The 14,808-nt window shown below is 70.6% G+C and carries 12 protein-coding genes and 1 pseudogene; 9 read left to right on the forward strand and 4 right to left on the reverse strand.

Annotation, left to right across the window (positions count from 1 at the left end):
* Positions 1 to 7 precede the first annotated feature (7 nt).
* Positions 8 to 709 carry a histidine phosphatase family protein gene (locus ELQ90_RS04890; protein WP_128494172.1) on the reverse strand — a complete coding sequence of 234 codons (702 nt, stop codon included), beginning with the start codon at positions 707 to 709 and terminating at the stop codon, positions 8 to 10.
* Positions 710 to 862: 153 nt separating this feature from the next.
* Here ELQ90_RS04890 and ELQ90_RS04895 point away from each other — a divergent pair, with 153 nt between their 5' ends.
* A complete protein-coding gene (locus tag ELQ90_RS04895) occupies positions 863 to 2,296 on the forward strand; it encodes an APC family permease (protein WP_128494173.1) in 1,434 nt (477 codons plus the stop codon).
* A 14-nt stretch (positions 2,297 to 2,310) separates the two neighbouring features.
* The gene (locus ELQ90_RS16555; protein WP_243696062.1) at positions 2,311 to 2,757 is read left to right on the forward strand and encodes a universal stress protein; all 447 of its coding nucleotides are present in this window, start codon (positions 2,311 to 2,313) and stop codon (positions 2,755 to 2,757) included.
* A gap of 213 nt (positions 2,758 to 2,970) precedes the next feature.
* Here the strand turns inward: ELQ90_RS16555 and ELQ90_RS16900 are convergent.
* A pseudogene (locus tag ELQ90_RS16900) lies at positions 2,971 to 4,044 on the reverse strand (acyltransferase family protein); the annotation flags it as partial.
* A gap of 278 nt (positions 4,045 to 4,322) precedes the next feature.
* On the opposite strand from ELQ90_RS16900, the gene ELQ90_RS04905 reads away from it, so the two are divergent.
* From ELQ90_RS04905 to ELQ90_RS04920, 4 genes are all read left to right on the forward strand, one after another.
* Positions 4,323 to 5,549 carry a sensor histidine kinase gene (locus tag ELQ90_RS04905; RefSeq protein ID WP_128494175.1) on the forward strand — a complete coding sequence of 409 codons (1,227 nt, stop codon included), beginning with the start codon at positions 4,323 to 4,325 and terminating at the stop codon, positions 5,547 to 5,549.
* Positions 5,546 to 6,217 (forward strand): response regulator, encoded by a 672-nt coding sequence (locus tag ELQ90_RS04910; protein WP_128494176.1) that lies wholly within the window; start codon positions 5,546 to 5,548, stop codon positions 6,215 to 6,217. Before ELQ90_RS04905 ends, ELQ90_RS04910 begins: the two co-directional genes overlap by 4 nt.
* Positions 6,218 to 6,238: 21 nt before the next feature.
* Positions 6,239 to 7,177 (forward strand): 5'-3' exonuclease, encoded by a 939-nt coding sequence (locus ELQ90_RS04915; protein ID WP_208020573.1) that lies wholly within the window; start codon positions 6,239 to 6,241, stop codon positions 7,175 to 7,177.
* A 152-nt stretch (positions 7,178 to 7,329) separates the two neighbouring features.
* On the forward strand, positions 7,330 to 8,190 hold the full coding sequence (locus tag ELQ90_RS04920; RefSeq protein ID WP_128494178.1) for a siderophore-interacting protein: 861 nt from the start codon (positions 7,330 to 7,332) through the stop codon (positions 8,188 to 8,190).
* A gap of 30 nt (positions 8,191 to 8,220) precedes the next feature.
* Here the strand turns inward: ELQ90_RS04920 and ELQ90_RS04925 are convergent, their stop codons facing one another.
* Both ELQ90_RS04925 and ELQ90_RS04930 read right to left on the reverse strand, forming a co-directional pair.
* Positions 8,221 to 8,868: an SAM-dependent methyltransferase gene (locus ELQ90_RS04925; protein ID WP_128494179.1), complete on the reverse strand. Its 648-nt coding sequence runs from the start codon at positions 8,866 to 8,868 to the stop codon at positions 8,221 to 8,223.
* Between the two features lie 67 nt (positions 8,869 to 8,935).
* On the reverse strand, positions 8,936 to 10,435 hold the full coding sequence (locus tag ELQ90_RS04930) for a PucR family transcriptional regulator (protein WP_128494180.1): 1,500 nt from the start codon (positions 10,433 to 10,435) through the stop codon (positions 8,936 to 8,938).
* 73 nt (positions 10,436 to 10,508) lie between these two features.
* Here ELQ90_RS04930 and ELQ90_RS04935 point away from each other — a divergent pair, with 73 nt between their 5' ends.
* From ELQ90_RS04935 to ELQ90_RS04945, 3 genes are read left to right on the forward strand one after another with little or no spacing between them, the layout of a single operon-like run.
* Positions 10,509 to 11,606, forward strand: coding sequence for a DUF917 domain-containing protein (locus tag ELQ90_RS04935; RefSeq protein WP_128494181.1), 1,098 nt, complete (start codon positions 10,509 to 10,511; stop codon positions 11,604 to 11,606).
* Entirely contained in the window at positions 11,603 to 13,216 is a 1,614-nt protein-coding gene (locus ELQ90_RS04940) for a hydantoinase/oxoprolinase N-terminal domain-containing protein (protein ID WP_128494182.1), read from the forward strand. The genes ELQ90_RS04935 and ELQ90_RS04940 overlap by 4 nt, the downstream gene beginning before the upstream one ends.
* On the forward strand, positions 13,213 to 14,796 hold the full coding sequence (locus ELQ90_RS04945) for an ABC transporter substrate-binding protein (RefSeq protein ID WP_128494183.1): 1,584 nt from the start codon (positions 13,213 to 13,215) through the stop codon (positions 14,794 to 14,796). The genes ELQ90_RS04940 and ELQ90_RS04945 overlap by 4 nt, the downstream gene beginning before the upstream one ends.
* Positions 14,797 to 14,808: the final 12 nt, after the last annotated feature.

The following is a 14,808-nucleotide window of genomic DNA, read 5'->3' on the forward strand; positions in this document are numbered from 1 at the left end:
CTCTATGTTAGGAGCGCTCGGCCGTTCCAGGTCCCGCTCCGCCGCCGACGGGGGCATCCCCGGCGGCGGGTTGACTGCGCAGCCACGAGAGGTCGCCGGAATCCGTGTTCGTCGCGATGACGTCCGGGCGGTCAGGGCCGTAGCGCACGATCGAGACGGACGCGGGACCGACCGAGATGCGCTGGAAGAGGTCGAGATGCATCCCGTAGGCGTCGGCGAGGATCGACTTGATGATGTCGCCGTGGCTCACCGCGACCCAGACCGCGCCGGGGCCGTGCTCGGCCTCGAACGCCACGTCGAGCCGTCGGACGGCGGAGACGGAACGGGACTGCATCGCGAGCATCGACTCGCCGCCGGGGAACACGGCGGCGGACGGCTGCGACTGGACCATCGACCACAGCTTCTCGCCGCCGAGATCCGTGAGCGTGCGGCCCTGCCACTCGCCGTAGTCGCACTCCGTGATGCCCTCCTCGACGGGTGTCGCGGGGGCGGCCTCCTGGCGCTCGATGATGTACCCGGCCGTCTCGCGACAGCGCTCGAGCGGACTCGACACGACACCGACGAGCGGGACGACCGCGAGCCGATCGGCGGTACGTGCCGCCTGCTCGCGGCCGACGTCGTCGAGGAGGACGCCGTCCATGCGTCCCGCGAGCACGCCGCTCGCGTTCGCCGTCGTGCGACCGTGCCGGACGAGGATCACTGTGGCCATGTCTTCAGCCTAGGTGCGGGCGACGGACGCGCGTCCCGTGCCGACGACGCCGGAGCCGCAGGCGACCGACGATGCGCGCGTCCTGCGCTCACCCCTCCGAGGGGATCCGCGCGAGGGGTGTGCGCGGAACGGCTTCGCGAGTAGCCTTCCGCAATGTCGAGCACAGCAGCGGACGGACACGTCGACGCCCCCAGCAGCGAATTGAAGCGATCCATCACAGGACGGCTGCTGTTCTTCTACGTCCTCGGCGACGTGCTGGGCTCCGGAATCTACGTGCTCATCGGCGCCGTCGCCGGCGAGGTCGGCGGCGCGTTCTGGCTCGCTTTCGCCATCGGTGTGACTGTGGCAACGATCACGGGTCTCGCGTATGCGGAGCTCGTGACGAAGTACCCGCAGGCGGCCGGAGCGGCGCTGTACGTGAACCGCGCGTTCCGGAGCCCCATCCTGACGTTCCTCGTGACGATCTCGATGCTGTCCGGGAGTTTCGCCGCCGCGGCGTCGCTCGCGAACGGCTTCGCCCAGTACTTCGGTTCGATCGTCGAGTACTCGCCGGCCCTGCTCGTGACGATCGCGTTCGTCGTGCTGCTCGCCCTCGTCAACTTCCTCGGCATCACGGAGTCGGTCGTCGCGAACCTGATCATGACGATCATCGAGGTCTCGGGCCTCGTGATCGTCGTCGTGATCGGCATCATTCATGTGAGTCAGGGCGGCGCCGACTTCGGGGTGCTCGTCCAGTTCGACACGGGCGAGACGTTCCCGATCTTCGCGCTCGTGGCCGGCGTCGCCCTCGCGTTCTTCGCGATGACGGGATTCGAGAACGCCGCCAACGTCGCGGAGGAGACCGTCGACCCCGCCAGGACGTTCCCCCGCGCCCTCGTCGGCGGCATGGTAGCTGCGGGCTTCATCTACGTCCTCGTCGCGATCTGCGCGGCACTCGTCGTGCCCGTCGACATGCTCGCCGAGTCCGACGCGGCGCTCCTCGAGGTGGTCCGCGCCGGGATCCTGCCGATCTCCGTCGGTGTCATGGTCGTGATCTTCGCCATCATCGCGATGGTCGCCATCACGAACACGACGCTCGTCGCCGTCGTGACGCAATCGCGCATCCTCTACGGCATGGCGCGCGAGGACATCGTGCCGAGCGTGTTCGGCCGCATCCACCGCACGCGCCGGAGCCCCTGGGTCGCGCTGCTCTTCGCCGCCGTCATCGTCGTCGCGCTCCTCGTCGTCGGTTCGCTCCTCAACGACGCGATCGGCATCGACGTCGTCACGACCCTCGCGAACGTCACGGTCGTCTTCCTGCTCTTCATCTACGGCCTCGTGATCGTCTCGGCCCTGAAGCTCCGGCGGAGCGACGAGCGCGGCGACACGTTCCGCGCGAACACGGTGCTGCTCTACGTCGGCCTCCTCGGCAACGCCGTGCTGCTCGGTTACGTCATCGTCGACGACCCGAGCTCGCTGCTGTGGGTCGCGGGACTGCTCGCCGTCGGCCTCGTGCTCTACCTGGCCGAGCACTTCTTCGGACGCAAGCGGAGAGAGGCACGGGGCGCGGGAACGCGATCGGCCGATCACACGAGAGGGAAGGACTGATCATGCGGGTCATCATGGCGACGGACGGATCGAAGCAATCACTCGCGGCGGCGCGGCAGCTCCGCGCGTTCGCCGACCCGCAGAAGGTCGACGAGGTGGTGATCGTCGCGGTCGTGAGTCCACGCGCCGCCGTCCCGTTCGCGAACGAACTCGGACCGAGGCGGAAGGCGGGGGCCGCCCCCGTCGAGTTGAGCTTCCGGGCCGAAGCCACGGCTGCTCTCGACGTCGTGGCCGCGGACTTCGACGGCTGGGGTCCCACGATCGTGAAGAAGATCCGCAGCGGTTCCCCTGCCGCCGAGATCGTCAGGGCCGCCGAGCAGCTCGAGGCCGATCTCGTCGTCGTCGCGAGCGGTGGCAAGGGTCTGAGCGACACGATCCTCCTCGGCAGTACCGCGCAGCGGATCCAGCACTCGGCGCCGTGCCCCGTCCTCGTGTGCCGGCCGGTCAAGCGCTCCCGCTAGTCCGCGCGAGAGCACCCAGCCGATGGCCGCCGTCGCGGTGAGCCACGCGAGCGGTGACGCTCCGGCGACGAGGACGATGAGGACTCCGCTCGCCGCGACGAGGGTCGCGACAGCGACGCGGGCCCACGAGACGGTCCGCCGGCTGGTCGTCTCACCGCCTCGCCGCGTCGACCCCGTCTCGATACGCCCGAAGACCCACGCCGTCGCACCTACGAGGAGCACGACCGTCGCGAGCCAGACGGGTCGAGTCGCCCACCAGTCCGGCGACACGGGATCGGGCAGCGGCATCCCCGAGACGAGGAGGGCGCCCGCGAGCCCGATGAGCACGAGCATGTGCCACGCGTAGATCGTGAGCGAGCGCGCATTGATCCAGCCGACGGCGGCGGCGACCGGTGCGGCGGAGTGCAGGCTCCTCAGAAGGGGCCGCGACGCCGCGAAGACGCACAACTGCACGACCCCGAGGAGGACGAGGGCACCCGTCGGCGGGTTGAGGTTGCCGAAGAGATCGACCGAGTAGAAGCCGCTCGCGCAGCAGATCACGAGAGCCGCGAGGGCGCCGCCGCCGAGCGCGAACCGGCGGTGACCGGAGAGCCGACCGAACGATCCATCGGCGAGGAAGAAGCCCATCTGCTGGACGAGCAGCCAGACGACGAGCAGGTTGAGGAACCCGATGGCGTCGACGCCCGATGTCGAGCGGGAGACGTCCACGCCGACGGCGAGGAGCGCGAGCACCCCGAGCGTCCGACGGGGACTCCGCGCGTGGAGGGCAGCCATCACCGGGACGAAGGCCGTGCAGAGGATGTAGACGCCGAGGAACCACAACGGTTGACTCAACCGGAAACCGGCGGTCGCCGCGATGTCCCCGGAGACCCCGAGCGTCGGCAGCGCCAGGAGGACAGCGGCCGTCGCGGCGATCGCGGCGACGGCCGGAACGAGCAGTCGTCGGAGCCTCAGCGCCACGTACTCCGCCGCCGAGACCCCGCGCCAACGGAGGCTGGACCACTGCGTGAAGCTCGAGAACCCCCCGAGGACGAAGAAGAGCGGCATCACCTGGACGATCCAGGTGGCGGCCGCGAAGCCGGACCACGAGTCCATCGCGTTCTCGATGACCGCCACACCTCCGGGCGAGCTCACCCCGACCATCGTCGCGTGCAGCAGCACGACGACCACGAGACATGCGGCCCTGGCGACGTCGACGGCGGAGTCCCGGCGCGAAGACACGGGGAGCCGGGAAGGCCGTACGATCCGCGGTTCGTTCCGGGTGGGACTCTGGGTCAGAGCGGTCACGGGTTCCTCCTCGTCGGTGCTCCACGAGGAGCGGTCCCCACCGTCTCAATGTGGGAGGGTGTCGCGGATCGGCCGCGAGAGCCGTCACACCCCCTACCTCGGTAGGGGGTCGGTTCGCTCCGGCGATCGACGCCGTCGAGTCACCGGCGCTCCTAACGTTGGGATCGACGAAGGAGGACCACCGTGGACACCACCGCGATCCCGATCGACGCCCGCCCCGCTACGCTCGTCCCGACCGGCCGCTCGACGTCGGCCGTGCAGACGGACGGGGCAGCGCGATGACGGCAGGGGAGGACCACGAGCCGGCGGTGTTCTCGGTGAGCCCGCGACCGGCCGTCGCCGAATGGGTGCTCTGGGCCGCGATCGCGGTCGCCGTCACGAGTGTCAGCATCCCCACTCACGCGGCGCTCTACGGGATCCCCGTGCCGCTCGCGTTCCTCCTCGGGGCGCTCCAGGGCGGCAGCATCCTCCTGGCGCTGGTCCGACCCGTCGCGGCCGCCGCCGTCCACGTCGTCTCGATCGTGGGCATCGCGCTCACCACCTCGGCGGCGGACGGCCCCTGGCCGATCCCGGTGCTCGGCATCATCGCCTTGAGCGTCGTCCTCGTCGTGATCGGGATACGAGCGCGTTGGACCGTCGCCGCGGCGACGTGGCTCGTCGCGATGCTCCTGCTCCTCCTCGTGCTGGCTGTCGCTGTCGCTCAAGGCGGTGACACCGGCGGAGGGGGGACCATGCTCATCGTCGCCGCGAGCGTCACGGGCTTCATCGTGATCGTCGTCTCGGGCACGATGCAGCTCGTTGCCGTCCGTCAGGAGGTCGACGAGGTGCGCGAGGAGTCCGAGCTGCATCACGCGCAGCTCCTCTCGACGCAGGAGCGCGCGCGAATCGCGCGGGAGATGCACGACGTGGTCGCGCACAGCATGTCGCTCGTGCACATGCGCGCGACCTCCGCGCGGTACCGGCTTCCCGCGCTCGACGACGCCGCCGCCGCGGAGTTCGACGGCATCGCCGAGGAGGCGAGGACGGCGCTCCGCGAGATGCGGGGACTGCTCGGGGTGCTGCGTGAGGACGGCGAGGTCCTCGACGCTCCGCAACCGGGCCTCGCCGACATCCCCGGGCTCATCGCGTCGACACGGGCCGCCGGTATCGAGGTCGTCGACCGCGTCGAGGCGGTGCAGCCGGAGCCGCCCACGGCGACGCAGCTCGCGTTGTTCCGCGTGGCCCAAGAGGCCCTCAGCAACGTCGTCCGGCATGCGCCGGGCTCTGCGGTCGAGGTCGCGCTCGCCGTAGAGGGCCCAGACGTGGTCCTGCGCGTCCGCAACGGCGTCTCGACGGAATCGTCGGGCGTGCGCGCCGATGTCGGCGGACAGGGTATCCGCGGCATGATGGAACGCATGGCATCGGTCGGCGGCACGCTCACGCACGGTCCGGCCGGTGGCTCGGGCTTCCTCGTGGTCGCTCGCGCTCCGCTCGACGGTCCACCTGTCGCGGAGGGCGACGCATGAGCATCCGGGTGCTCGTGGTCGACGACCAGCAGATGTTCCGCGTCGGCCTCGTCGCGATCCTGCAGTCGCAGCCCGACATCGCCGTCGTGGGCGAGGCCGACGACGGCGCTGCGGCCCTCGCGAAGACCCGGAGCCTCAAGCCGGACGTCGTCCTCATGGACGTACGCATGCCGACCATGAACGGCATCGACGCGGCCTCCGCGATCCTCGGTGACACGGTCTCCGCGCACCGCCCGAGGATCGTCATGCTCACGACGTTCGACATCGACGACTACGTCTTCGCGGCCTTGCGCGCCGGTGCGAGCGGGTTCCTGCTGAAGGATGCGACGCCCGAGGAACTCGTCGGCGCCGTCCGCACCGTCCACGCCGGGGACGCGCTGCTGTCTCCGAGCGTCACGCGGAAGGTCGTCGCCGAATTCGTGGGCACTCCGCAGCGGCGACTCGTCTCCGCGACTCCCATGGCCGCGCTCACCGAGCGGGAGCGCGAGGTCTTCCTGCTGCTCGCCGCGGGACTCTCGAACCTCGAGATCGCCGACCGGCTCTTCCTCGCCGAGCAGACCGTCAAGACGCACGTGAGCAGGATCCTGTCGAAGCTCGCGCTGCGAGATCGCGTCCACGCGGTCGTCCTCGCCTACGAGTCCGGGCTCGTCGTGCCGGGAGTCGGCTGAGCGGATGTGTCAGGATCGCGTATGCCCGATCGCCTGATGCTGCTCGACACCGCGTCGCTGTATTTCCGCGCCTTCCACGGCGTCCCGGACTCCATCCGCCGGGCGGACGGCACGCCCGTGAACGCCGTGCGTGGGCTGCTCGACATGATCGCGAGGCTCACGATCGACTTCGGTCCGAGCGACCTCGTCGCGTGCTGGGACGATGCGTGGCGGCCGACGTGGCGCGTGGCGCTCGTGCCGAGCTACAAGGCGCAACGGCTGGAGCGCACGACCTCCGCCGGGCTCGACGTCGAGACGGTTCCCGAGGGGCTGACGAACCAGATCCCGATGATCCGGGAGGTGCTCGGTCTCGCCGGGATCGCGATCGTCGGAGCGCCCGACCACGAGGCCGACGACGTGATCGGGACCTATGCGCGCCGGGCCTCGGGTCCCGTCGATGTCGTCACGGGCGACCGGGACCTCTTCCAGGTGGTCGACGACGACCGTGACGTGCGCGTCGTCTACACCGCGCGGGGCATGAAGAACCTCGAGGTCCTGACGGCGAAGCAGGTGGTCGCGAGATACCGCGTGCTTCCCGAGCAGTACGCCGATTACGCGACGCTGCGGGGGGACGCATCGGACGGACTGCCCGGCGTCGCCGGGATCGGGGAGAAGACGGCGGCGTCGCTCCTCGGCGCGTACGGGACGCTCGAGGCGCTCCTCGAGGCGGCGGAGTCGGACGACGGCGGGATGTCGGCGTCCGTCCGGTCGAAGCTCGCTGCGGCCGCCGAGTATCTGACGGTCGCTCCGACGGTCGTCGGGGTGGTCCCGGATCTCGATCTGCCCGCGCTCGACGAGATCGGGGCGACGCTCCGACCCGTCTCCGGGTCGGATCGCGACGACCTCGAGCGCCTCCGCGACGAATGGAACCTCGGCGGCTCGGTCACGCGTCTCCTCGCGGCCCTCGACGCCCACGCCTGACGTCTCTCGAGTTGTCGCAGATCCGCGGTGAGTCGGGCTCGCGACCGCCGATAAGCGACCACCAAGCGACCACCCGGGGGGAGGAGGGGCTCGCAGGTACTCGGCGGCGCTGGAGCGTGATGGAATGTAAGGGTCACCTAAGGAGCGTGCCCATGTCCTCCGTCGATGCGACGATCCCGAACCCCCCGGCGAGCACCGCCCGTCCCCAGCGCGCCGCCCGACCCCAGGTGACCCTCGAGGTCGTCCGGCGCGAGCAACTGAGCCCGCACCTCGTGCGCATCGTCCTCGGCGGCGAGCAGTTCGAGGCGTTCGCGGCGAACGACAGCACGGACGCCTACGTGAAGATCTTCTTCGCCAAGCCGGAGCTCGGACTCGAGCCTCCCTACGACGTCGCCGCACTGCGCGAGACGCTCGCGCCGGAGGACCTGCCCGTCACGCGCACGTACACGGTCCGGGCGGTCGACACCGTCGCCCGCACGATCACGATCGACTTCGTCGTGCACGGTGCAGACGGGCTCGCCGGTCCCTGGGCGGACGCCGCCCGGCCGGGGGACCGGCTTACCGTCGCCGGTCCCGGAGGGGGCTACCGTCCCGACCCGGAGTCCGATTGGCATCTGTTCGCCGTCGACCAGTCGGCGCTCCCCGCGACGGCGTCGGCGCTCGAGGCGCTCCCGCCGGGGGCGCGCGGACTCGTGTTCGTCCAGGTCGCCGACGCCTCCGAGCAGATCCCGCTCGCCGCTCCCGCCGGTGTCGCCGTGCGTTGGGTGTACGGCGACGACCCGGCGCTCCTCGTCGACGCGGTGACCGGAGCCGAGTGGCTCGCCGGACGCCCGCAGATCTTCGCCCACGGAGAGCGGGAAGCCATGAAGGGCCTCCGGAACCTCTTCCGCGACCGCGGCGTGCAGCGTTCCGAGCTCTCGCTGTCCGGCTACTGGGCGCAGGGGCGCACCGAGGACCGGTTCCAGGCGGAGAAGCGGGAGCCGATCGGCGTCATCGAGCCCGTCTCCGACTGACGCCGGCGATTCGACAGTCGCGACCGGGAATCACGGACGACGTCGCGCGAGCAGGGTCGCGTCGTGTACGTCCATCGTCACTCCGTCGCGTGTCATGGTGCGCGGTCGCTCCTCTGCGGCGAGCACCTCGAACTCCGCGGGGAGCGCCGGCACCAACTCTTCCGCGAGGAACATCGCGCGACGGTGACTCTCCGACAGCTGCGTGAACACGGCCGATGGAGCATGGCCGACGACGAGCAGGTGGCCGCCGGGAGCGACCGCTCCGGCGAGCCGTCTCGTGACGTCGACCATGCCGCCGTCCGGCGGGTGCAGGAAGTGCGTCGTCACGAGGTCGTAGGTCAGCCCGTCGGGGTCGAAGGAGCGCGCGTCCACCTGCCACCACTGCACGCGGTCCGTGACGCCGGCCTCGTCGGCGTGACGAGCCGCGCGCGCGAGACCGTTGGCGCTGAAGTCCGCCCCCGTCACCGTCCAGCCCTGCCGTGCGAGCCAGATGACGTCACCGCCTTCGCCGCACCCGACGTCGAGAGCCGTTCCGGGCGTGAACCGGGACGCCTCGGCGACGAGTTGCGCGTTCGGGTTCCCGCTCCAGATCGTGCCGTCGCCCGAGTAGCGGTCCTGCCAGGCGTCCGGCTCGAACATCTCCGTCGCCGGTCGCTGCGGTGTGTGCTCGTGGGTCATGCGGCGAGGCTACGTGCGCGCGCGCCGCGCCACCAAGCCTGTTTGCCGTTCCCGCAACGCCGCCGGCTCAGCGGCTCGAGACGAGGCGGAGGCGGCACGCGAGTTCGAGGGCGAAGCGGACGTCCGGGTCATCGAGCTCGAGCTCGAGCGTCTGCTCGATGCGGCGGATTCGGTAGTTGACCGCGTTGGGGTGGAGCGTGAGGATCTCGGCCGCCCGCGCGAGGGAGTTGCGCGTGCTCAGGTACGCGAGGAGCGTGCGCACCGACATCTCCGCGCGCTCGGGTCCGAGAGCATCGAGCGGAGCGAGCACGTCGTCGAGCAGCGTCCGGCTGAGCGGAGAGGCGTAGAAGTCGAGCAGCACGCGGCGAAGGCCCGTCACGTCCGTGACCTCGATGGCGCCGAGACGGCCGCCTGCGACGGCCGATTCGGCCGCGATGCGAGCTTCCGTCGCCGACTGGCGGAGGCCACCGGCGCCGCTCTGCGGGGTGCCGAGCCCCATCGTGAACGTCCACTCGGGACCGACGAGCACCGCGGCCTGCTCGACGAACCGTTCGACGACGTCGCGGAGGCGCCGCTGGTGATCGGCGGCCCCGAGTTCCTCCGACGCGACGATGAGGAGGTCGTCGTGGAACGCCGCGACGTGCCAGGTCTCCTCCCGGTCGTCGACGAGTTGCAGGGCACGCACCTCGAGCGCCGCGACGAGCGACGGCGGCACTCGGCGCTCCCGATCGTCCGGAACTCGCGGGATGAGCCACGCGACCGAGTGCGAGAGCTGCACGGGGAGACCTGCGCGCGCGGCGTCGACGGCGAGACCGTCCATGCGCGACGATTCGGCGAAGAGCAGCTCGACGATGAGATCGGCGCGCGACCGGACGGGACCGAACCGGTCCTGCGTCTCGCGGGAGAGCGCGCGCGAGAGCACCGAGGCGATCACGGGGCGGGCGATCGAGACGGCGGGATCGTCGCGTTCGGCGACGAGGCGGCCGATCGGCACCTCACCGATGCAGACGGCGTCGGCGTCCGACCAGCGCACCCCGGGCACCTCGTCGATGTGGAGGTCGACTCCCAGGGCGGAGCTCGCCGCCTCGAGAACGGCGGAGCGGATGTCGGCCGCTCCAGCCTCGGCCACACGGCTGACCGCCTCGATCGCGTGCTCGGCGCGGGACAGGGCGCCGGCGGCGCCGCGCCGCACGAGGCGGTCGACGAAGACCGCGAGCTCGCTCGGCGCCGCGTCCGCTCCGAGGATCACGAGGGAGCCGCGCCGGGCGAGGGTGCGGGAGGTCTCCGAGAGGGTCACGTCTCCCGTGAGGACGAGCGCCGCCGCCCCCGAAGAGATCGTCCGACGGACGGCGATGTCGATCTGGTAAGCGCGAGGGGCCTCGGCCGTCGGCAGCGTCGCGATCACGAGACTGCCCGGAGCCGCTCGAGCCAGATCGTCGAAGGGGAGCATCTCGACCCCGAGCACCTCCACTCCTCCGGGGTTGCCCGTGAGCACACGGGTGCCGAAGCGATCGGCCTGCTCGATGACCTCTTCGAGACCGACGCGATCGGAAGTGACTTGGTCCATGAGCACAGTCTCCCCTGATTCCCGGTTCCGCCGCCACATTGTCGTGTCGGTGAAGTCTTCATACGCTCGAACCATGAGCACCACGAGCGAGCCCTTGCGGCTCATCACACGCGACGACATCGCGCCCCTCGCGGCGGGCGCGGCCGTCTTCGGGACCGGGGGCGGGGGCGCCGTGCACACCGTGCAGCTCTCCGTCGAGACGTCGATCGAGCGCTTCGGACCGGTCCGGCTGATGCAGGTCTCCGAGCTCGGTCCCGACGACGCGGTCATCCTGCTGTCGGGGATCGGCGCGCCGTCGGTCGGCATCGAGATGCTCGGAGCGAGCGCTCAGGTCCACACCCTCATCGCGGAGGTCGAGCGCATCATCGAACGCCCCGTCACCGCCGTCATGGCGGCGGAGATCGGCGGAAGCAACGGTGTCTCACCCGTCGGCTGGGCCGCATCGCTCGGGGTCGCCGTGCTCGACGCCGACGGCATGGGCCGCGCGTTCCCCAAGTCGACGATGATCTCGATGAACGTCGCGGGGCTCGCGAGCGAGTTCGCCGTCATGGGCGACGTCGTCGGCAACGTGAGCGTGCTGCGCACTCTCGACATGGCCTGGCTCGAGCGGCATGCGCGCGCCTTCACGGTCGCGGCGGGCGGCATCGCGATCGGCGCCCACTACCTCCTCACCGCGGAGACGGCGCCCGGCGCCGTCATCGAGGGCACCGTGAGCCGGGCCATCGAGGTGGGGCGCCGCCTCCTCGCCTCGACGGACCCCGTCGTCGACATCGCCGACGAACTCGGGGCGGACGTGCTCGTCGGCGGCAAGGTCATCGACATCGAGCGGCTGACGGAGGGCGGCTTCACGCGAGGCTCCGTCACGATCCAGGGCATCGGCGACGACCGGAGCCGCCTGCTGCGCGTCGAGATCCAGAACGAGAACCTCGTGGTCATCGAGGACGGCGAGATCATCGTGAGCGTCCCCGACCTCATCACGATCGTCGACACCGAGACGGGCGAGGCGATCTCCACGGAGATGCTGCGCTTCGGGCAGCGCGTGAGCGTGCTCGCCTGGGCGTGCGACCCGCTCTGGCGCACCGAGCGCGGGCTCGAGCTCGCCGGACCCGACGCGTTCGGCTACGACCTCGAGTACGCCCCCTTCACGTCGAAGACGGAGGTCGTCCGATGACCGCGCGCGACCTCTCCGTCGGCATCGACGTCGGCGGCACCAACACCGACGCGGTCGTCCTCGACGACGACGGCACCGTCATCGCGTGGACGAAGCAGGCCACGACCGTCGACGTGACAGGTGGCATCCGCGCCGCCCTCGCCGCCGTCCTCCAGGACATCGGCGTGCGCCGCCACGACGTGTCGAGAGTCATGCTCGGTACGACCCACGCGACGAACGCGATCGTGCGCCGCCGCGACCTCGGTCGCGTCGCGGTCATCCGCCTGGGCGCACCGGCGTCCACCGACTTCCCGCCGCTTGCAGGATGGCCCACCGAGCTCCGCGACACGATCCTCGCGGGAGCGCTGCTCGCGGGCGGGGGCCACCTCGTCGACGGCTATCCGATCTCCCGACTCGACGTCGAGGGCGTCCGCCGCTTCCTCGACGGTCTCGTCGGGAAGGTCGACGCCGTCGCTGTGTGCGGCATCTTCAGCCCGTCCTTCCCCGACCAGGAGCTCGAGGTCGCGGCGCTCGTGCGGGAGCACCTCGGCGCCGATCTCCCCGTCTCGTTGAGCCACGAGGTCGGCGCACTCGGTCTGCTCGAACGCGAGAACGCGACCGTGTTGAACGCGGCGCTCTACCGCGTCGCCCGCGAGGTCACGGAGGCGCTCCTCGTCGCCGTCGCCGACGAGAGCCTCGACGCCGACACGTTCTTCGCTCAGAACGACGGCACCCTCATGGCCGTCGAGTACGCCGCGCGTTACCCCGTTCTCACGATCGGCTCGGGACCGGCCAACTCGATCCGCGGCGCTGCTCGCCTGTCGGGCGCCGAGAATGCGATCGTCGTCGACGTCGGCGGCACCACGAGCGACCTCGGTGTGCTCGTCGACCGCTTCCCGCGGGAGTCCACGCTTCCGCGCGAGATCGGGGGAGTGCGGACGAACTTCCGGATGCCCGACATCCTGAGCCTCGGCGTCGGCGGCGGCACGATCGTCGACCTCGCGAACGGCGTGCCGCTCTCCGACTCGGTCGGGCACCGCATCTCGGAGGAGGCTCTCGTCTTCGGCGGCGGTACCGCGACTCTCACCGACGCCGCGGCGGCGGCGGCCCCCGCTGTCATCGCGGGACACGCGCTCCCCTCGCTCGATCGGGCCACGCGCACGGCGCTCATCGACGCACTCGCCGTCGCTCGGGATCGCATCGAATCGGCCGTCGAGCGTATGTCGCTCGGTCGCACGAACCTGCCGCTCGTCGTGGTGGGCGGCGGCGGATTCCTCGTGCCCGATCGCATCTCGGGAGCGAGCGACGTGCTCCGCCCCGAACGCGGCAACGTCGCGAACGCCGTCGGGGCGGCGATCGCCCTCGCCGGCGGACGCGCCGACCACATGGGCGACTACGCCGACCGGCTCGACGCGATCGAGGCCGCGAGTCGCCAGGCGATCGAACGCGCCATCCAGGCGGGGGCAGATCCCCGCACCGTCGAGGTCGTCGACGTGCTCGAGACGCCCGTCTCGTACGCGACGCGCCCGACCCTCAAAGTGTCCGTGAAGGCAGCGGGACCGCTCGCCCGGATCGAACGCACCGACACCCCTGCACCACCCGTTTCGTACTCGACGAAGGGCAACTCATGAACAGGAACGTCCGGCGGGCCGCCATCACGACGGCCGCCATCAGCACAGCGCTCGCGCTCACGGCGTGCGGCACCGGGACGGGGGGAGGCCAGACCGCCGACCCCGAGGACTTCGTGTCGGGAGGCACCTTCGCCATGAGTCTCAACGAAGACCCGGGCGACCTCTCACCGCTCACCGGCGTGAATCTGGCGCAGCGCGCGCTCGTGCCGTTCGGCTACGAGTCGCTCGCCTACATCACGCCGGAGGGCGAGACGGTGCCGTGGATGGCGGAGAGCTGGGAGGAGTCCGGCACGTCGATCACGTATACCCTCAAGGAGGGGCTGACGTGCGCGGACGGCACCGAGTTCACAGCCGAGACGGCCGCGGCCAACTTCGCCTATCAGGCGAATCCCGACAACGGCACCTTCTGGTACGGATCGAACGTCACAGAGGACATGACCGCGTCGGCCGACGGCGACGAGCTGACGATCGAGAGCGCGACGAACAACCCGTTCCTCCTCCAGAGCACGGGCGCCGTCGAGATGGTGTGCCAGGCGGGGCTCGACGACCCGTCCTCGCTCGCCGACACGACCAACGGCACGGCGCTCTTCGAGCTCACCGACGTCGCTGCCGGCTCGGAGTACACGTACACGAAGCGCGACGGCTACACGTGGGGCCCAGAGGACGTCACGAGCGAGACCGAGGGACTGCCCGACGAGATCGTCGCGCGCGTCGTGACGGACGAGGCGACTTCTGCGAACCTCCTCCTCTCCGGCGAGCTCAACGCGGCCCCGATCATCGGACCGGACCGCGAGCGCGTCGAGGCCGCCGGCCTCCAATCCGTCGGCATCCTCAACCCCATCGGGCAGATGCTCTTCAACGAGCGCGAGGACCGTCCGACGTCGGACGTCCGCGTGCGGCAGGCGCTCACGCTCGCCCTCGATCGCGAGGCGATCGGCGAGCTCGTCACCGACGGCAACTACCAGGAGTCCGTCTCGCTCGTGAACAAGATCCCGCTCACGTGCGTGTCGGACGGACCGATGTGGGAGCTCCCGGACACCGACGTCGACGCGGCCGCCGAGCTGCTCGACGAGGCAGGCTACCCGGCCGACGCCGACGGCGACCGCGCGCTCACGATCCGCTTCCTCTACGACGGCGCGACGCCGACCCACGGCGCGGCCGCCGAAGAGGTGCAAGCGGAGTGGGCCGAGCTCGGCATCACCACGGAGCTCGTCGCCGAGGACCCGACAGGCTGGTCGACCGACCTCTACCAGACGTACGACTGGGACACGGGCTTCATCCAGCTCGCCCCCTCGAGCCCCGTCGTGCTGAGCCTGTTCTTCCTCGGAGCGACGAGCGAGGACGGCGGCTACAACTTCATGTCCGTCACGAACCCCGAGTACAACGCGCTCGCTGAGCAGGCCTTCACAGCTCCCGACGCCGACGCCGCGTGCGAGCTGTGGTTGCAGGCGGAGAAGGAACTGATCGACCGCGTCGACACGTTCCCCCTCGCCGACACGGAGTCGCCGACGTGGCTCAACGGTGCGACCCTCGAGATGCCGGGCAGCATCGCCCCGACCACCATCAGAATGCTGGGCTGACCCCATGACGAT

It is taken from the genome of Labedella phragmitis (assembly GCF_004078635.1).
Lineage (GTDB): Bacteria > Actinomycetota > Actinomycetes > Actinomycetales > Microbacteriaceae > Labedella > Labedella phragmitis.